This is a genomic window from Saccharopolyspora sp. NPDC047091 (genome assembly GCF_040643635.1).
GTDB lineage: Bacteria > Actinomycetota > Actinomycetes > Mycobacteriales > Pseudonocardiaceae > Saccharopolyspora_C.
The window spans coordinates 49766-67565 of record NZ_JBEYUS010000020.1; the positions used below are offsets into that span (position 1 = coordinate 49766).

The following is a 17800-nucleotide window of genomic DNA, read 5'->3' on the forward strand; positions in this document are numbered from 1 at the left end:
GAAACCGGTGGCCGAGTCATCCGGCCGTGGGTCGTTCGCTCATCCGGCCGGGCCCTCGGGACGCCGTTAGCCTCCGGACCACGAGCCGTTCTCGGAGGGGGGAGCTCGCCTCGTGACTCAGCCACCGCACCGACTCCTGCTGGTCAGCGCCACCATCGGGGAAGGGCACAACGCCACGGCGCGGGCCGTGGAAGAGGCCGCCCGCGCCCGCTGGCCGGAATGCACCGTCACCTGGGTGGACGCGCTGCAGGTGATGGGTTCCTGGGTGCCCGCCGCCTTCCAGCGCATCTACGTCACCAACGTCGAACGCACCCCCTGGCTGTACGACTTCTTCTACGCCGCGCTGTGGCGGCAGCGCTGGTTCGCCGACGGCTGCCGCCGGTTCGTCGGCTCCTGGTGCGGGCGCAGGCTGCGGCCCGTGCTGGCCGAGCACCGCCCTGATCTGGTCGTGTCCACCTACCCGCTGGGGACCGCAGGGCTAGACTGGCTGCGCGGGCGCGGCGAGCTCGACGTGCCGATCGCGGCGGTGATCTCCGATTTCGCGCCGCACCCGTTCTGGGTGTACTCGCGCATCGACCTGCACTACGTGATGAGCGAGAACGGGCTGCGCGCCGCGCGCCGCGCCCAGCCGCGCTCGGTGCACGCGGTGAGCGCCCCGCCGGTGGAGCGCCGGTTCCGGCCGCGGGACAAGGCGGCGGCCCGCCGCGACTGCGGACTGCCCCCCGAAGGGCGGGTGCTGCTGATCTCGTGCGGTTCGCTCGGCTTCGGTTCCGTGGAGCGGGCCGCCGACGCGGCGCTGCGCACCGCGATCGACCGGGTGGTGGTGCTGTGCGGCCACAACGGAACGCTGCTGCGGCGGCTGCGGGACCGCGCCGACCGGGACCCGCGGCTGCTGCCGCTGAGCTGGGTGCGCGCCGTGCCCGACTACACCGCGGCCGCCGACGTGGTGGTCACCAACGCGGGCGGTGCCACGGCGTTGGAGGCGCTCGCGTGCGCGCGGCCGGTGCTCATGGTGGAACCGATCGCCGGGCACGGCCGCGCCAACGCGGAGCTGATGGCCGAGGACGGGCTCGCCGAGCTGTGCGAGGACGCGGACGCGCTGGCCGGTGCGCTGCAACGCCTGCTCGACGAGCCGGGAGCGCTGCACGCGGCCGAGCAGCGGGTGCACGAGCACCTGCGGGACACCGGCCGGTTCGCCGACCAGGTCGCCGCCCTCGCCGACCTGCGCCCCCAGCCGCGGTCGCGCCGGCTGCGCGGGCAGGACGCGTTCTTCGTGCACGCCGCCACCCCGGAGGTGCCGCAGCGCACCGGTGCGGTGCTGACCCTGAGCGATCCGGACCGGGTGATGACGACCGCGGACTGGATCGACCACCTCGGCGGTCTGATCACCAGCCGGGCGCCGCGGCTGCCGATGCTGCACCACCGGATCAGCGGCGGCCGCCGGATCCCGGTTCGCGAGCTCTCGGTCCCCGAGCACCTCGGCCACCAGGAGCTCAGCGGCGAGCCCGGCGAACGGGAGCGGGTGGAACGGGAGTTCTTCACCGCCCCGCTGCGCGCCGACCGGCCGCCGTGGGCGATGAAGGTGCTGCGCGAACCGGGATCGGCGCAGGTCGTGCTGCTGGTGTCGATGCACCACGCGCTCGGCGACGGGCTGGTGATGACCTCGACGCTGCTGCGGCTGCTCACCGACGACCCCCGGGAGGAAGAGCCGCCCGCCGGCCCGGAGCCGACCGGCCCGCGGCGGGCGCTGGTGGTGCTGCGCGGAGTGCTCGGGCTGGTCGCCGCGAACGCGGTGCCCGCGGGGCGACCGGCGCGGCGCAGCACCTCGTCCCGCCGCTTCGCGTGGGTGGAGCTCCCCACCGATCAGGTGCGCCGCACCGCGGCCGCGCACCGGGTCAGCCGCACCGCCCTGCTGCTGGCGGTGCTGGCGGAGGCGCTGCACCGGATGGACGAGAACGACACCACGCAGCGCTCGCTGCGCGCGATGGTGCCGCGCGGCACCGGGCGCGGCGCCTGGTGGTTCGGCAACCACGCGGCGGGGGTCGCGGTGGACCTGCCGCTGGGGCCGATGTCGCCGCGCCGGCGCCTCTCCGAGATCGCCGCTCGGCTGGACCGGGCGCAGCGCGGCGGCAGGCCGATCGCCGCGGCCGCGGTGCTGAGCGCGCTGGGCGTGCTGCCCGCGCCGCTGCACGCGAAGGCGGTCCGGTCGATGTACCGGGGCCGGTTCTTCCAGGCCATCGTCTCGATCATGCCCGGCCGGTCCGAGGAGCCGCGGATCGCCGGTGCCCGGTTGCACACCGTGCACCCGGTGCTCCCGTTGGCCACCGGGGTGGGCCTGGCGCTCGGCGTGATCCACTGGGCCGAGCACACCGGCATCGGCATCACCACGGATCCCGGTTCGTTCCCGGACGTGGACGAGTTCGCCGACCGGTTCCGGCAGGCCTTCGCCGCGCTCGGCGACCCGGCACCGGTGGGCGTCGGCTCGTGAGCTCCACGGGCACGATGCTGGGGGTCGCGGTCCCGGCCGCCGTGCTCGGCGCGGCCGGGTTCGGCCTGGCCAGCGCGGTGCAGCAGCGCGCCACCAAGCAGGTGCCGACCAGCCGCACGCTCGATCCGCGGCTGCTGTGGGACCTGGTGCGCAAGCCGATCTGGCTGCTGAGCATCGGCACGGTGCTAGCCGGGCTGTCGCTGCAGATGGTGGCGCTGGCGTTCGGTCCGCTGGTGCTGGTGCAGCCGCTACTGGTGACCTCGGTGCTGTTCGGCGCGGTGTTCGCGGCGGGCATGGCGCACCGCAGGCTGGACCGGGTGCTGGTGCTCGGGGCGCTGGCGGTGATGGCAGGGCTGGCGGCGTTCCTGCTGCTGGCGAGGCCCACCGGTGAGGGCACGGGGTTCACCACGACGACCGATGTGCGGCCGCTGGCGGTGGTGCTGGCGCTGGTGGTGCTGGCCTGCGTGCTCACCGCGAACCGGTTCCCCGGGGAGGTGCGGGTGCTGGCGCTGGCGCTGGCCACCGGGGTGCTCTACGGCGTGACGGCGGGCCTGATCAAGGTGGTGGCCGAGCAGCTGCGGCACGGCGGCATCGCGGAACCGTTCACGCATCCGACGCTGTACGTGGTGTGCGCGCTGGGGCCGGTGGGGTTCCTGCTGAGCCAGAACACCTTCCAGCAGGGCCGGTTCATCTCCCCCGCCCTCGCGGTGATCACCGCGGCCGATCCGCTGGTGGGGATGGCGATCGGGGTGAGCTGGCTCGGTGAACGCGTCGAGACGGCACCGGGCGCGCTGGTGGGGCAGGCGCTGGCCGGGGTGGTGCTGATGGCGGGGATCTGGGTGCTCACGCACCGCGGCGAGCACCTGCGCAGGGCCATCGAGGAGGGCTCCGGGTGAGGTCCCGGACCGCGCTGGTGACCGGTGCGTCCTCCGGCATCGGCGCCGCCCTGGCGCTGGAGCTGGGCGCGTCGGGGTGGGATCCGGTGCTGGTGGGCCGGGACCGGGAGCGGCTGGTCGCGGTGGCGCGGCGCAGCGGCGGTCGGGCGCTGGTGGCGGACCTGGCCGATCCGGACGCGGTGCACCGGGTAGCGGAGGTCGCCGCCGACACCGATCTGCTGATCAACAACGCCGGGGCAGGGTGCGCGGGCCCGCTGCCGGAGATGTCGGCGGCTCGGATCGCGGAGCTGGTCGCGCTGAACCTCACCGCCCCGCTGCAGCTGACCCGCGCCGCGCTGCCCGGGTTGGCGGCGCGCGGCGGGCGGGTCGGGTTCGTCTCCTCCATCGCCGCGACCGGGGTGCGGCAGGAGGCGGTGTACTCGGCGACGAAGGCGGGGCTGCGGGCGTTCGCGGCGAGCGTCGCGCACGAGGGCGTGCCGGTGACCACCGTGTTCCCCGGGCTGGTCGCCACCCGCTTCTTCGCAGGCCGTGCCGCCCCGGTGCGCCGGTTCCCGCGGCCGGTCCCGCCGGAGCGGGTGGCGCGGGTGCTGCTGCGGGCGCTGGAGGCGGGCACCGCAGAGGTGTTCGTGCCGAGCTGGCTGGGCCTCGCCGCCCGGGTGCACGGCGCGCTGCCCGCCACCTTCCACCGGCTGGCCCACCGCTTCGGTTGAGGGCCGCGCACGAGAACGGCCCACCGACCCGGACGGATCGGTGGGCCGTGGGCCGCGCGGTGCTCAGGCCGTGCGGGCGAACCGCAGCGTGATCCCTTCACCGCGCAGTTCGCGCCGCAGCCACCAGATGGAGGCGATCGCCGCCACCGCGACCAGGCTGAACGAGCCGGCGGTGCTGGCCAGCAGGAAGTGCCCGATGGTCGCCTGGGCGAGCGCCCACAGCGTGGTGAACCCGTTGATCGTGAACACCAGCGCCCACAGCAGCGACACCCGCCGGAAGAACCGCTGCACTCGGGCGTTGCCGATCAGCGACGGCGGCAGGATGCAGAAGTCGTCGGCGAGCTTCGCGATGAGCGTGCGCTCGAACAGCAGCGACCCGAGGAACAGCACCGCCACCAGGAAGTTCTGCAGGCTCGGTTCCAGGAAGTACAGGAACGAGCTGTTCGTGGCGAACCCGACGACGGTCCGCACCACCAGCACCCCGGTGGTCAACATCAGCACCAGCGGCACCTGCAGCCGGAGCACGAGGCGGACGGCGACGGCGCCGACCCCCCAGACCAGTGCGGCGATCAGGCCACCGGTCAGCCCGGTGAAGGTGAACAGGACGTAGAACAGCACCAGCGGTGCGAGAACCGTTTCGCCCAGGTGCTTGGCGGCGTGCCACAGGTGCGATGGGAGCGCGTCGAGGTGCACGACCTGCGATGGCTGCTTCATTCGTATCGGTGTCCGTCGTCGGGGGCGGGACCACAAGGGTAACCGCATCGTTGCTGATCAACAGGGGTGCGGGTGGTATCCCTCACCCTTTCAGGGCACGAATGGATTCGCGTAGTGAACCCATCGTGGCCAGTACCGCGGTCGGTTCGTAACCGCAATGCGCCATGCAGTTGGCGCACCGCGGGTCCCGGCCGCGGCCGTAGGACTCCCAGTCGGTCTCGTCCACGAGCTCCCGGTAGCTCTGCACGTACCCGTCGCCCATCAGGTAGCAGGGTCGCTGCCAGCCGTGCAGCGAGTAGGACGGGATCGCCCACGCCGTGCAGCCGAAGTCGACCTTCCCCTCCAGGAAGTCGAGGAACCGCGGCGAGTGGTTGAACCGCCACTTCTTGCGCCTGCCGTCGGCGAAGACCTTCGCGAACAGCTCGCGGGTCTCGGTGACGCCGAGGAAGTGCTCCTGATCCGGCGCCTTGTCGTAGGCGTAGGCGGGCGAGAGCATCATCTGGTCGACTTCGAGCTCGTCGTTGAGGTAGTCGAGCACCTCGATCACCGACGCGGGCGTGTCGGTGCTGAAGAACGTGCTGTTGGTGGTGACCCGGAAGCCGCGGCGCTGCGCGTCCCGCACGTTCGCCACCGCCTGGTCGAACACGCCCTGCTTGCACACCGAGGCGTCGTGGCGCTCCTGCAGCCCGTCGATGTGCACCGCCCAGGAGAAGTACGGGGACGGCGTGAACTTGTCGATCTTGCGGGGCATCAGCAGCGCGTTGGTGCACAGGTAGACGAACTTCTTGCGCCGCACGAGCTCGGCGACCATCACCTCGATCTCGGGGTGCATCAGCGGTTCGCCGCCTGCGATGGAGACGACGGGGGCGCCGCACTCCTCGACGGCGGCCAGCGCCCGGTCCACCGGCATCCGCTGCTTGAGCACGCTGGCGGGGTGCTGGATCTTGCCGCAGCCGGCGCAGGCCAGGTTGCAGGCGAACAGCGGTTCGAGCTCCAGGGTGAGGGCGAACTTCTCGCGTCGCGCGAGCTTCTGCCGCACGAGGTAGGAGCCGACGCGAACGGCTTGGCGCATCGGAATTCCCATGTCAGTACCTCCAGCACGGTTCGGGTGGGGGCGGGACGCCGGGTCGTCACCGCGGTCGGTCGGGTGCGGTGCGCCGACATCGGTGCGGGGACGCGGCCCACGCGGTCACGACGGGAGCGAGCCGCCGCAGCCGCAGCAGGGCGCGCACCCCGCGGCCGGGGGTGCGCGGGTGCAGCAGCGGGGTCCGCGCGGTGTCGACGACGACCCGCACCACGGCGCACAGCCGCTCCCCCGCCGAGCGGGCCAGGGCTGCGGATTCCATGTCCACCGCCACCACGCCCGTGGTGGCCAGGGCGGCGCGTTCGGCACCGCCGACCACGTGGTCGGCGCTGGCGACCGGGCCGACGAGCACCGGGAATCCGGCGGCGCGCAACCGGGCGGCCAGCGCGTGCGCGGCGGGCAGCCGGACGGTGCCTGCCTCGTCGCGGATCTCGTCGGCGACCACGACGGCACCGGGCCCGGTCGCACCGACTCCCCCGGCCAGGCCGAGCACGACCGGCGCGTCACCGGGCCCCAGCGGGACCCCGGCGATGGTGCGCGCGCTGCGCCACGGGCCGAGCCCGGTGCGCAGCACCGGCGAGGTGGTCGCGCCGCGCAGCGCGGCCGCCTCGCAGCGCAGCGGCGCGCACAGCAGCACCCGGGGACCGGTGGGGGCTCCCCAGGTCCGCCGCTGCGCCGCCGCGTTCACCGCCACGCCCCGATCACCGCTCGGCGACCGCGCGCTCGTACCGGCCGAGCGCGGTGAGCGGGAAGATCAACCGGTACAGGTGGTAGTTGATCGAGAAGTCGCCGGGGAACCCGGTGCCCGTGTAGTGCGGTTCGTCCCAGGTGCCGTCCGCGCGCTGGGTGGCGGCCAGGTGCTCGACGCCGTTGCGCACCGCGTCGGTGGTGTGCCTGCCGAGCGCGAGCAGCGCCATCAGCGCCCACCCGGTCTGCGAGGCCGTGGAGGTGCCGACACCGATCCAGCGCTCGTCGGTGTAGGAGCGCATGTCCTCGCCCCAGCCCCCGTCGGCGTTCTGGTGCTGCTCCAGCCAGCGCGCCGCGCGCCGCAACGACGGGTGGTTCGCGGGCACGCCGGCCTCGATCAGCGCGGGCACCACCGCCCCGGTGCCGTACACGTGGTTGGCGCCCCAGCGGCCGAACCAGGAGCCCCCGGATTCCTGGTTCTCCAGCAGCCACCGGACTCCGGCGCGCACCGCCGGGTCGTCGCGGTGCCCGACCGCGGACAGCGCCTCCACCACGTGCGCGGTGACGTCCGCCGACGGCGGGTCGATGACCTCGCCGAAGTCGCAGAACGGCAACCTGGTGACGAGCTTGCGGGTGTTGTCCGCGTCGAACGCGCCCCAGCCGCCGTCGCGGGACTGCATGCCGCGCAGCCAGTGCACGCCGCGGTCGATGGCGCGCCGCAGCTCGCCCGGCTTGCTGTGCTCGACGCGGTTGAGCGCCAGCAGCGCCACCGCGGTGTCGTCGGTGTCCGGGTAGCCGTCGTTCTCGAACTCGAAGGCCCATCCGCCGGGCGCCAGGTTCGGCCTGCGCACCGCCCAGTCGCCGGTGACCCGGACCTCCTCGTCGAGCAGGTAGTCCGCGGCGCAGCGCAGCGCCGGGTGGTCGGCGGGCAGCCCGGAGTCGCGCAGCGCCTGCACGGTCAGCACGGTGTCCCACACCGGCGACTGGCAGGCCTCCAGCCTGCGCACCGGCCCGTCCGGGGTCTGCTCGTGCACGGTGAACCCGTCGAGCCCGGCGATGCCCTCCCGCAGCACCGGGTGCTCCAGCGGGTAGCCGAGCAGGTGCAGCGCCAGCAGCGAGTACACCCACGGCGGCTGGATGCCGCCCCACGACCCGTCGGCCTCCTGGCGGGCCACGATCCACTCGGCGGCGCGGCGCATCGACAGTTCCCGCAGCGAGCGAAGCGGACGGCGCTGGTAGCGGTGCAGCACCGCGTCGAGCGCGTGGAACGCCCGGTCCCACGGGCCGGTGGAGCGCTGCGGGACGCGTCCGGTGCGCAGCTCCCCGACACTCACCCCCAGGTCGCGGCGCGGCCGCAGCGTGCACACCACGGTCAGCGGCACCACGGTCTGCCGGGCCCAGCACGCCCAGTCGGCGAGGTTCAGCGGCACCGACGCGCCCAGCAGCACCACTTCCGGCGGCATCGCGGGCAGCTCGTCCCAGGACCACTCGCCGAACAGCGCCAGCCAGATCCGGGTGAACACCCGGGTCGCCTCGATGCCGCCGTGGGTGAGGACCCAGCTCCGGGCCGCCACCATGTGCTCGGCTTCGGGATCGTCACCCGCGAGCTTGAGCGCGGTGTAGGCCTCGACGGTGGTGGACAGGTCGCCGGGTCCGCCGAAGAACGTCGCCCAGGTGCCGTCCTCGCGCTGCTGGGAGCGGATCCAGCGCGCGGTGCGCTCGGTCTCGGCGGGCGTGCGGATGCCGAGGAACTGGCGCATCAGCAGGTCTTCGGCGTCCATCGTGACGTTGGTCTGCAGCTCCCCCTTCCACCAGCCGTCGGTGTCCTGCAGGGACAGCAGGTGCTCCTGGGCCGACAGCAGGGCCGCGTGCGCGCGGACACCGCTGCCCAGCGGCAGGTCCGGCAGGGTCTGGTCTTCGGTCCCGGATCGGGTCAGCTGTTCGGTCACCATTGCCTCCGCACGATGAATTCCGCGAGTTCGGTCAGGGCGTCCACCGCGGCGCAGGTCCGGCCGCCGGTGGGCAGTTGCGCGAGCGCGGCGGTGAGCCTGCGTTCGCATTCGGTCTCGGCCCATTCCTTCGACCCGGCCTGCCGCACGAGGTCGGCGGCGAGTTCGGCGCGGTCGCCGACGAGTTGCTCGGGTTCCTGGTAGAGCCGGTGCAGCCGCTCCCCTGCCGCGGTACCGGAGGTGAGGGCGTGCACGACGGGCGCGGTCTTCTTCCGCGCCCGCACGTCGGAGAGCACCGGCTTGCCGGTGGTCGCCGGGTCTCCCCACAGGCCGAGCAGGTCGTCGACGAGCTGGAAGGCCATGCCCAGCTCCTCGCCGAAGGTCCGCAGCCGGGCGACGACGGCGGTGTCGGCGCCCGCGGCGAGCGCGCCGAGCCCGCAGGCGCAGCCGAGCAGCGCCGCGGTCTTGCCCTCGACCATCCGCAGGCATTCGCCGAGCCCCACGTCGTGCCGCCGTTCGAAGTCGAGGTCGGCGGCCTGCCCGACGATGAGCCGTCCGGTGGCGGAGCCGAGCATCCGCACCGCGTCGGCGGCGTGCGCGACGGGCGCGTCGACGAGGACGCTGGTGCCGAGCGCGAGCAGCGCGTCCCCGGCCAGCAGCGCGGCGGGCCTGCCGAACACCGTCCAGGCCGTGGGCCGGTGCCGCCGGGAGGTGTCGTCGTCCATCAGGTCGTCGTGCAGCAGCGAGAAGTTGTGCACCAGCTCCACCGCGGCGGCTTCCCGGAACGGCGCGGGCGCGTCGTCGACGGCGGCGGCCGCGGCGAGCAGCACCAGCGCGGGCCGCAGCGCCTTGCCGGTGCGGCCGTCGGGGCTGCCGTCGGCGTGCACCCAGCCGAAGTGGTACTCGCAGACCAGCCGGGTGTGCTCGTCGAGTTCGCCGACCGCGGCTCGCAGTGCGGGCTCCACCTGCCGCCGCGAGGTGGTCAGCGCGCTGGGGACGGCAATGGTCATCGGGACACCTCCACGCCCGCTCGCCGGGCGTCGCCGGTGGCCGCCCGCAGGACGCGCGCGGCCCGTTCTCCGCTGCGCACAGCGCCTTCGAGCGTGTCGGGCCAGCCGGTGGCGGTCCACGCACCGGCGAGCACCAGGCCGGTGATCCCGGTGTCCGCCGGGGGCCGCAGCGCTCGCGTCCCGGGGGCCTGGTCGAAGGTCGCGCGCGGTTCGCGGGTGACGAAGAAGTCCGCCACGTGCGCCTGCCGGGCCGCGGGCAGCAGGTCGTTCAGCGCGGGCAGGAACACCTCGCGCAGCTCGTCGGTGCGCCGGTCGAGCAGTTCCTGCGCCGCGGACAGCGAGATCGCCAGGTACTGGCCGTGCCGGGCGCCTGCGATCGAGGTCCGGTCGAACAGCCACTGCACCGGCGAGTCGAGCGCCGCGGCCATCGGCTCGGCCAGCACCGCCCGGTCGTAGTGCACGTGCACGTTGACGATGGGCGCCGCCCCGAGCCCGGCCCAGCGAGCAGCCGCGGGCAGCGGCAGCCCGGACAGCAGTGCGGTGGCGTGCTGGTGCGGCACGGCCAGCACCACCGAGTCGGCGTTGAGCACGTCGTCGCCGCCGCGCCCGCGCACGGGAACCCGCCAGCCCAGCTCGTCCCGGCGCAGCCCGAGCGCCTTGGTGCGCAGCAGCACCCGCACGCCCGCGGCGTGCAGCGCTCGTTGCGCGGCGGTGTCGTGCAGCGCGCCGAGCGGGCGGCGCAGGAGGCCGATGTCGGCGGAGTCGGTGCCGTCGAGCACCCCGGTGCGGAACACCTTCACCGCCAGCGCCAGCGAGGACCGGTCGGGTTGCGCGTTGAGCGCGGCCACCGACAGCAGCCCCCACAACGCGTCGACGGCACGCGCCGATTCGCCGCGGGTGCGCAGCCAGTCCCCGAAGCTGTGCTCGTCGAGTTCCGGGTCGGCCGGGTCCAGCGCGCGCAGCGCGAGCGCGGTGCGCGCGGCACCGAGGCGTTCGGCGGGCGAGAGCGCGCGGTAGCCGAGCAGCGCGGGCGCCAGGTGCAGCGGCGGCGGTGCGTGCCAGCGCCGCAGCACACCGCTCGGCGCATCGGGCCGCAGCACCGGGATCCGCAGCTTCGGCTGCACGCGGATGCCGTCGGCGACGCCGAACCTGCGCAGCAGCGCGCGGTAGGCGGTGTAGCAGCGCAGGATCACGTGCTGCCCGGTGTCGACGTCGAGGTCACCGCGCCGGAAGGAGCCGGCCGCGCCGCCGAGCCGGGGCCGCGCTTCCAGCAGCGTCACCGCGAATCCCTGGTCGGCGCAGCGCAGCGCCGCGGTGAGCCCGGCCAGGCCACCGCCGATGACGAGCACGCTGCGGGTCACGGTGCCATCCCCGCCAGGGAGCGGGCGGCCACGCCCGCCTTGCGCCAGGCCGGCAGCGAGGTGCGCCGCCGCAGGGCGCGGGAGGGCTGGGCGGCGATGGCCTGCAGCACCTCGTGGTAGATCCCGGACATCGATGCGCAGCAGGCCCGGCTGCGCCGGTCGAGCATCGGCAGCAGCGCGAAACCCTCCCGGTACCACTGCTCGGCGCGGCCGACCTCGAACCGGACCAGCCGGGCGAGCCCGTCCGCGTCGCTCGCGACCGGGCCGGGTTCGCCGGGCACCAGGTGCACGCCGAAGCGCTGCAGGTCCTCGGCGGGCAGGTAGACGCGCCCGTTGCCGTGGTCCTCGCGCACGTCGCGCAGGATGTTGGTGAGCTGCAGGGCGACGCCGAGGGAGTCGGCGCGGCGTTCGGCCACCGCCCGGTCGGCGGTGCCGAACACCGCGAGCGAGAGCCTGCCGATGGAGCCCGCGACGCAGCGGCAGTAGTGCCGCAGGTCGTCGAAGGTCAGGTACTTGGTGCCGCGCACGTCGGCTTCGCACCCGTCGATGAGCTCGTCGAACGCGGACATCGGCAGCGCCAGCCGCGATTCGGCGTCGGCGAGCGCCACCAGCACCGGGTCACCGGACCGCGGGCTCGCGTGGTGCAGCGCGGTGCGGGCTTCGGCGAGCAGCCGCAGCTTCTCGGTGGCGGGCAGGTCGCCGTCGCCGATGTCGTCGACGCGGCGGGCGAACGCGTACACCGCGGACAGCGCCCGCCGCTTGGGTCCCGGCAGCAACCTGATCCCGTAGGAGAAGTTGCGCGCGCGTTCGCGGGTGATCCGCTCGCACTCCCGGTACGCCTCCGGAACCGAGGTGGTCACCAGGTACCTCCTGACAGCAGCAAGCGCACCGCTTCGACGGCGGTGCGGGCGCGGGCGGGGGTCACGTCGCCGCCGAGCGGGTCGAACCGGGCGGCGCTGAAGGCGTGCACGGTGGCGCGCCCGCCCGCCACGTACCCGGCGACGGCGAGCCGCGCGGGCATCGGCAGCCTGCCGACCAGGGGCGCGCCGGATTCGAGCATCCGGTGCGCGCGCACGACCTGGAAGCGCAGCAGCGCCCGCCAGTGCTCGGGGGCCCGGTCGGCTTCCAGTTCCGCGGGCGAGCAGCCGTAGTGCCGCAGATCCGATTCGGGCAGGTAGACGCGGCCGGCGCGGTGGTCCTCGCGGACGTCCTGGCAGTGCTCGAGGATCTGCAGCGCGGTGCAGATCCGGTCGGACAGGGCGACCAGGTCGGGCCGGGCGCAGCCGAAGACGTGCAGCACGGATTCGCCGACGGGGTTGGCGGAGAGCGCGCAGTAGTCGACGAGCTCCGCGAAGGTGCGGTAGCGGCGCACGTGCTGGTCGCGCCGGTTGGCGTCGATCAGCCGCACCAGCACCTCCTGGGGCAGGCCGCAGTCGCGGAGGGTGGGGGCGAGCGCTCTGAGCAGCGGGAGCCGCGGGATGCCGCGGTAGGCGTGGCCGAGGTCGGCTTCGAGGTGGTCGAGCAGGGCTTCGCGGTTGCCGGGCGCGTCGTCCCCGGCGTAGTCGACGAGCCGGAAGTAGCCGTAGAGCGCCATCAGGTGGGTGCGGGGGCCGCGCGGCAGCACGCGGGCGGCGACGGGGAAGTTCTCGCCGTCGGCCCGCGCGAGCACGGCCGCGCTGTCGGGCAGCTGCGCCGCGAAGTCCGGCACCCGCGCGGTGGTGCGCTCGTGGGCGGGTCGTCCACGAGCCCGTGACATGTCCACAATGGCCCCCTCACCCGCCTGCGACCTGGGTGGTCCGGCAAGACTAGGACCGGCACCGGTCGCCACGCAGGGTGGAGGAACTCCTTCGTGTGGTGAAGGGAATTCGCGTTACCCGATTCAGTCCACAGTGGACTCGATGGGCGGTGGGTGCAAGACACCCAGGAACCGCGCGGCCTCCCACCCGGCGTCGACCCGGCGGCATGCTCGGCGGGACGAACGCGATCGGGAGGAGCGGACATGACCGCGAAGCAGGAGCCGGTGGACGTGGTCGGCATGTGGGTGACCGCTGACGGGCACATCCGCCAGGAGCTGCGGGCCGACGGGCGCTACGACGAGGCCCGCGGGAACCGGGCGAGCGCCTACACCGGCAGCTACACGGTGACCGGCAGTCACCTCGACTACGTCGATGACACCGGGTTCACCGCGACCGGTGACATCCGCGGCGGAATCCTCTACCACGAGCACCTGGTGCTCCACCGGGAAGGATGAACGCGGCCGGTCGCGGGTGGCACCGGGAACAACGTCCGCTCGTTGATCGTTGAGCCGGGGGGCCGCGACCGGTCCGCCGCACGTCGACAGGAGGAGCAACAGTGGAGTACCGCCAGCTGGGACGATCCGGACTGCGAGTCTCGACGCTGACCTTGGGCACGATGACCTACGGCGGTGAGGGCAAGTTCGCCGACCTCGGCAACGTGGACGTCGACGGCGCCAAGCGGCAGATCGACATGTGCCTGGACGCCGGAGTCAATCTCATCGACACGGCGAACATGTATTCGGCCGGCCTGGCCGAGCAGATCGTCGGCAAGGCGATCGCGGGCAAGCGCGACGACGTGCTGATCTCCACCAAGGTCCGGATGGTCATGGGCGACGGACCCAACGACGCCGGGCTCTCCCGGCACCACATCATCTCGCAGGCCGAGGCCAGCCTGCGCAGGCTCGACACCGACCACATCGACCTCTACCACGTGCACGAGTGGGACGGGCAGACCCCGCTGGAGGAGACCCTCGAGGCGCTGGACACGCTGGTCCGCTCCGGGAAGGTCCGCTACCTGGGGGTGTCCAACTACGCGGGCTGGCAGCTGGTCAAGGCGCTGGGGCTGGCCGACCGGCTCGGCTACCAGCGGTTCGTGGCGAACCAGATCTACTACTCGCTGGAGAGCCGGGACGCCGAGTACGAGCTGATCCCCGCCTCCCTCGACCAGGGCCTGGGCGTGCTGGTGTGGAGCCCGCTGGCCGGCGGGCTGCTGTCCGGCAAGTACCGCCGCGGGCAGCAGGCCACCGATGGCAGGCACCTCGTGGAGGACTGGAACGAGCCGCCGGTGCGCGACCCCGAGAAGCTCTACGACACAATCGAGGAGGTCGTGGACATCGCCTCCGCGCACGGGGTGTCCCCGGCGCAGATCTCGCTGGCCTACCTGCTGCGCAAGCCCGGCGTCACCTCGCTGGTCATCGGCGCGCGCAAGGACGAGCAGCTGCGGGACAACCTCGGCGCGACCGAGGTGGAGCTCAGCGACGACGAGTTCCGGAAGCTCGACGAGATCAGCAAGCCGTACCTGATCTACCCGCACTGGCACCAGGAGCTGAGCGCCTCCGAGCGGTTCGGCGCACCGGACCGCGCGCTGCACGGCTGATCGTTCCCGGCACATCGGGCCGGATCGACCCGATCGGTCAGCCCGCCGGTGCCGCCGTCGTCGAGCGCACGACCAGACGCGGCGGCACCACCAGGGAGCGCGGCTCGGTGCGGCCGCCGTCGAGGCGCTCGACGGCGGCCGCCACCGCGTTCCGGGCCTGCGCGGCGGCCTCCTGGCTGACGCTGGTCAGGTCCAGGTGCGACAACCGGGCGAGCGCGCTGTCGTCGTAGCCGACGACCGAGACGCGGCCCGGCACGTCGATCCCGTTGCGCATGAGCACGTCCAACGCGCCGATCGCGCACCGATCGTTGGCCGCGACGATCGCGGCGGGCAGCTCCCCGGCCGCGAGCAGGGCGCGCGCCGCGTCCGCCCCGGCTTCCTCGGTGTAGGCGCCGGACACGATGCGCTCGGCGATCCCGTTCCGGCGCACCGCCTTGCGGTAGCCGCGGCGCCGGTCGGCGGCGATGGTGCCGCTCCCGCCGTCGACGTGCACGATGTCGCGGTGCCCGAGGTCGACCAGGTGCTGCACGGCCTGCACCACCCCGTCGTCGTCGGCGGCGCGCACCACGTCCACCGCCGCGGACCGGCTGCGGCGGCCGACGACGACCACCGGCAGCTGCTCGCCGAACTCCGTGAGCAGCGCCGACGGCGCCTCCGGACCGAGCAGCAGCAGCGCCTCGCAGCGGAAGCCGAGCAGGTTCTCCACCGCCCGGCGCTCGTCGTGGGTACGGGTCAGCGCGCCGAGCACCACGTCGTAGCCCGCTTCGTCGGCGGCCGCGTGGATCTCCTCGACCAGTTCGGCGTGGAACGCGCTGCGCACGCTGAGCACGACGCCGAGCATCCGGGTGCGGTGCAGCGCCAGCAGGCTCGCGCTGCGGTTGGAGCGGTAGCCGAGTTCTTCGGCGGCGCGCACCACCTTCTCCCGGGTGGCCTCGCTGGGACCGGGGGCGTCGCGCAGCACCAGGGACACCAGGGCCTTCGACACCCCGACGTGCGCGGCGATGTCGCTCATCGTCGGCCGCCGGGCCGGGTCCCGGTTCGCGGGATCGCGCTGCACCACGCTCGTCTCCGATGATCGCGCCGAGTGCGCCGCGGTCCGCGCGGCGCCACCTGCGTACTTCCCGGACGAATCTTGACACGCCGTCGCGGGGGACCTCATAGTAGCCGTCGTTAAACCGGTCTAATAAACCGGTTCAACCCGCCGGGGCGGCGCACCGGGATCCGTCCGATTCCGTTCCGCCGCAACGGAACCCACCGCACACGGCAGGAGAACGATGAACGACATCGGAGTCGCCGTCATCGGCGCGGGCATGGCGGGGCGCGCGCACGCCGCCGGCTACCGCAGCGCCACCACCATCGCCGGGGCCAGTCGCGCCGGCGCCGGGCCGCGGGTCCGGCTGGTCACCATCGCCGACCTCAACCCCGAGTTCGCCCGCGGTACCGCGAACCGGTTCGGCTACGCCCGCGCCGACGAGTCCTGGCAAGCCGTCGCCGAGGCCGACGACGTGCATGCGGTCAGCGTCGTGGTCGCCAACCCGCTGCACCGCGAGATCGTCGAAGCCCTCACCGCCGCGGGAAAGCACGTGCTGTGCGAGAAACCGCTGGCCCCGACCGTCGCCGACGCGGAGGCGATGGCCGACGCCGCCGACCGCGCCGGCGTCCTCGGGCGCACCGGCTTCACCTTCCGCCGCTCCCCCGCCATCGCCGCCGTCCGCGAGCTCGTCGAATCCGGGCGGCTCGGCGAGGTGCTGCACTTCAGCGGCCGCTACTGGACCGACTACGGCTGCGACTCGGACGCACCGATCAGCTGGCGCTACCGCGGCGGTCCCGGTTCCGGAGCGCTGGCCGACATCGGCAGCCACCTCTCCGACGTCGCCGAGTTCCTCTGCGGCCCTGCGGTGTCCGTCGCCGGCGGCACGCTGCGCACCTGGACCGCGGACCGGCCGGTGCCGCTGGGCGCGGTCGTCGGGCACGCCAAGGCCGCCGTCGGCGCCGACCGCGAACCGGTCGGCAACGAGGACTACGCGGCGTTCACCGCCGAGCACGCCTCCGGCGCGTCCAGTTCGCTGGCGGTATCCCGGGTGGCGCGCGGGCACCCGAACTCGCTGCGGTTCGAGGTGTTCGGCACGAAGGGCGCCGCCACCTTCGACCTGCGCAGGCCCGCCGAGTTCGGGCTGATGGACAGCGCCTCCGGCGAGGGGTACCGGCAGGTGCTGCTCGGGCCGGAGCATCCCTACATCACGGGCGGGCTGCCGATGGACTTCCCCAGCGTCGGGCTCGGCGTCAACGACGCGTTCGTCTTCCAGGCCAGGGCGTTCCTCGACGAGATCGCCGGCGTGGACGACGGGCTGCCCGCCTGCCCGGACTTCGCGCACGGGGCGCACAACCTGCGCGTGCTGCGCGCCGCCACCACCTCGGCCGCGGACGGCGGCGCGGCCGTCCGCATCGACTGACCGAACTTCGACGGAGAGGACCTGCCATGCGACTCGGCGTGTACACGGCGATCCTGCACGACCTGGACCTGCGCGCAGCACTGCGCGCCATCGCCTCGCTCGGCCTCAGCGGGGCCGAGATCAACGCGGGTGGTTTCCTGCCCGCGCCGCACCTGCCGATCGACGACGTGCTCGGCAGCGACACCGCCCGCGACGATTACCTCGGCACGTTCGCCGCCGAAGGGGTCGAGCTCACCGGGCTGAACGTGAACGGCAACCCGCTGCACCCGGACCCGAAGGTCCGGGAGGCCCACGCCCGGGACCTGCGCCGCGCCATCGAGGTCGGCGGCAGGCTCGGCGTCCGGCGGCTGGTGTCGATGTCCGGCCTGCCCGCCGCGCACCGGGGCGGCCGGGAACCGTCCTGGTCGATCGTGCCGTGGGACAGCGCCTACCTGGATTCGCTGGAGTACCAGTGGGAGGAGGTCGCGGTCCCGTTCTGGCGGGAGATCGGCGCGCTGGCCGCCGAGCACGACGTGCACGTGTGCATCGAGATGCACCCGCACAACCTGGTGTTCAACCCGGCCACCCTCGAACGGCTGGTGGAGCGCACCGGCGCCACGCACCTCGCCGCCGAGCTCGACCCCAGCCACCTGTTCTGGCAGGGCATCGACCCGGTCGCCGCGGTCGAACACCTCGGGCCGCTGGTGCGCCACGCCGCGGCGAAGGACACCCGGATCAACGAGGCCAACCGGCGGGTGCACGGGGTGCTGGACGACCGGTTCCACCGGGTGCCCGCCGACGCGGCGACCTCGCTGGGCGGGCGCTACACCCTGAACCGCTGGCCGCAGGACCCGAGCTGGGAGTTCGTCGCGGTCGGGCGCGGGCACGACGAGGACTTCTGGACCCGGTTCCTGCGCGCGCTGTGGCAGGTCGACCCGGCGATGGCGGTGAACATCGAGCACGAGGACCTGGAGCTGGGGCAGTTGGAAGGGCTCCAGGTCGCCGCCGAGCACCTCACCGCCGCGGCCGCCCGCGCGTGATCGGGAACGGCCCCGCCCGGGAACGCGAGCCGGGTG

At 73.8% G+C, this 17800-nt stretch carries 16 protein-coding genes; 7 read left to right on the forward strand and 9 right to left on the reverse strand.

Annotated elements, in window-relative coordinates; all coding sequences use genetic code 11:
* Nucleotides 1-112: 112 nt before the first annotated feature.
* From ABZ805_RS11840 to ABZ805_RS11850, 3 genes are read left to right on the forward strand one after another with little or no spacing between them, the layout of a single operon-like run.
* Nucleotides 113-2488: a WS/DGAT domain-containing protein gene (locus ABZ805_RS11840; protein WP_358438031.1), complete on the forward strand. Its 2376-nt coding sequence runs from the start codon at nucleotides 113-115 to the stop codon at nucleotides 2486-2488.
* Nucleotides 2485-3384 (forward strand): DMT family transporter, encoded by a 900-nt coding sequence (locus ABZ805_RS11845; protein WP_358438034.1) that lies wholly within the window; start codon nucleotides 2485-2487, stop codon nucleotides 3382-3384. Before ABZ805_RS11840 ends, ABZ805_RS11845 begins: the two co-directional genes overlap by 4 nt.
* The gene (locus ABZ805_RS11850) at nucleotides 3381-4094 is read left to right on the forward strand and encodes an SDR family NAD(P)-dependent oxidoreductase (RefSeq protein WP_358438036.1); all 714 of its coding nucleotides are present in this window, start codon (nucleotides 3381-3383) and stop codon (nucleotides 4092-4094) included. The genes ABZ805_RS11845 and ABZ805_RS11850 overlap by 4 nt, the downstream gene beginning before the upstream one ends.
* 63 nt (nucleotides 4095-4157) lie before the next feature.
* On the opposite strand, the gene ABZ805_RS11855 is transcribed toward ABZ805_RS11850, so the two are convergent.
* The 8 genes from ABZ805_RS11855 to hpnC all read right to left on the reverse strand — a co-directional run bounded on the left by ABZ805_RS11855 (nucleotide 4158) and on the right by hpnC (nucleotide 12655).
* A complete protein-coding gene (locus tag ABZ805_RS11855; protein ID WP_358438039.1) occupies nucleotides 4158-4808 on the reverse strand; it encodes a VC0807 family protein in 651 nt (216 codons plus the stop codon).
* Nucleotides 4809-4890: 82 nt separating this feature from the next.
* Complete coding sequence (gene hpnH / locus ABZ805_RS11860) at nucleotides 4891-5892, reverse strand: adenosyl-hopene transferase HpnH (RefSeq protein ID WP_358438041.1); 1002 nt, start codon at nucleotides 5890-5892, stop codon at nucleotides 4891-4893.
* Between the two features lie 46 nt (nucleotides 5893-5938).
* Nucleotides 5939-6586 (reverse strand): hypothetical protein, encoded by a 648-nt coding sequence (locus ABZ805_RS11865; RefSeq protein ID WP_358438044.1) that lies wholly within the window; start codon nucleotides 6584-6586, stop codon nucleotides 5939-5941.
* 7 nt (nucleotides 6587-6593) lie between these two features.
* Nucleotides 6594-8486 (reverse strand): squalene--hopene cyclase, encoded by a 1893-nt coding sequence (shc, locus tag ABZ805_RS11870; protein ID WP_358438110.1) that lies wholly within the window; start codon nucleotides 8484-8486, stop codon nucleotides 6594-6596.
* Between the two features lie 38 nt (nucleotides 8487-8524).
* Nucleotides 8525-9538, reverse strand: a complete 1014-nt coding sequence (locus ABZ805_RS11875; protein WP_358438047.1) for a polyprenyl synthetase family protein — start codon at nucleotides 9536-9538, stop codon at nucleotides 8525-8527.
* On the reverse strand, nucleotides 9535-10899 hold the full coding sequence (gene hpnE, locus ABZ805_RS11880; RefSeq protein WP_358438049.1) for a hydroxysqualene dehydroxylase HpnE: 1365 nt from the start codon (nucleotides 10897-10899) through the stop codon (nucleotides 9535-9537). Before hpnE ends, ABZ805_RS11875 begins: the two co-directional genes overlap by 4 nt.
* Entirely contained in the window at nucleotides 10896-11762 is an 867-nt protein-coding gene (hpnD, locus tag ABZ805_RS11885) for a presqualene diphosphate synthase HpnD (RefSeq protein WP_358438112.1), read from the reverse strand. The genes hpnE and hpnD overlap by 4 nt, the downstream gene beginning before the upstream one ends.
* Complete coding sequence (hpnC, locus tag ABZ805_RS11890) at nucleotides 11756-12655, reverse strand: squalene synthase HpnC (RefSeq protein WP_358438052.1); 900 nt, start codon at nucleotides 12653-12655, stop codon at nucleotides 11756-11758. Before hpnC ends, hpnD begins: the two co-directional genes overlap by 7 nt.
* Nucleotides 12656-12898: 243 nt before the next feature.
* On the opposite strand from hpnC, the gene ABZ805_RS11895 reads away from it, so the two are divergent.
* Together ABZ805_RS11895 and ABZ805_RS11900 are read left to right on the forward strand one after the other, a co-directional pair.
* Entirely contained in the window at nucleotides 12899-13150 is a 252-nt protein-coding gene (locus ABZ805_RS11895) for an Atu4866 domain-containing protein (RefSeq protein WP_358438054.1), read from the forward strand.
* Nucleotides 13151-13251: 101 nt separating this feature from the next.
* Nucleotides 13252-14292 (forward strand): aldo/keto reductase, encoded by a 1041-nt coding sequence (locus tag ABZ805_RS11900; RefSeq protein WP_358438057.1) that lies wholly within the window; start codon nucleotides 13252-13254, stop codon nucleotides 14290-14292.
* Between the two features lie 37 nt (nucleotides 14293-14329).
* Here ABZ805_RS11900 and ABZ805_RS11905 read toward each other — a convergent pair whose 3' ends face one another.
* Nucleotides 14330-15352: a LacI family DNA-binding transcriptional regulator gene (locus ABZ805_RS11905; protein ID WP_358438060.1), complete on the reverse strand. Its 1023-nt coding sequence runs from the start codon at nucleotides 15350-15352 to the stop codon at nucleotides 14330-14332.
* Nucleotides 15353-15566: 214 nt separating this feature from the next.
* Between ABZ805_RS11905 and ABZ805_RS11910 the strand changes: the two genes are divergently transcribed.
* On the forward strand, nucleotides 15567-16745 hold the full coding sequence (locus tag ABZ805_RS11910; protein WP_358438063.1) for a Gfo/Idh/MocA family oxidoreductase: 1179 nt from the start codon (nucleotides 15567-15569) through the stop codon (nucleotides 16743-16745).
* Between the two features lie 26 nt (nucleotides 16746-16771).
* Nucleotides 16772-17764: a sugar phosphate isomerase/epimerase gene (locus tag ABZ805_RS11915; protein WP_358438066.1), complete on the forward strand. Its 993-nt coding sequence runs from the start codon at nucleotides 16772-16774 to the stop codon at nucleotides 17762-17764.
* Nucleotides 17765-17800: the final 36 nt, after the last annotated feature.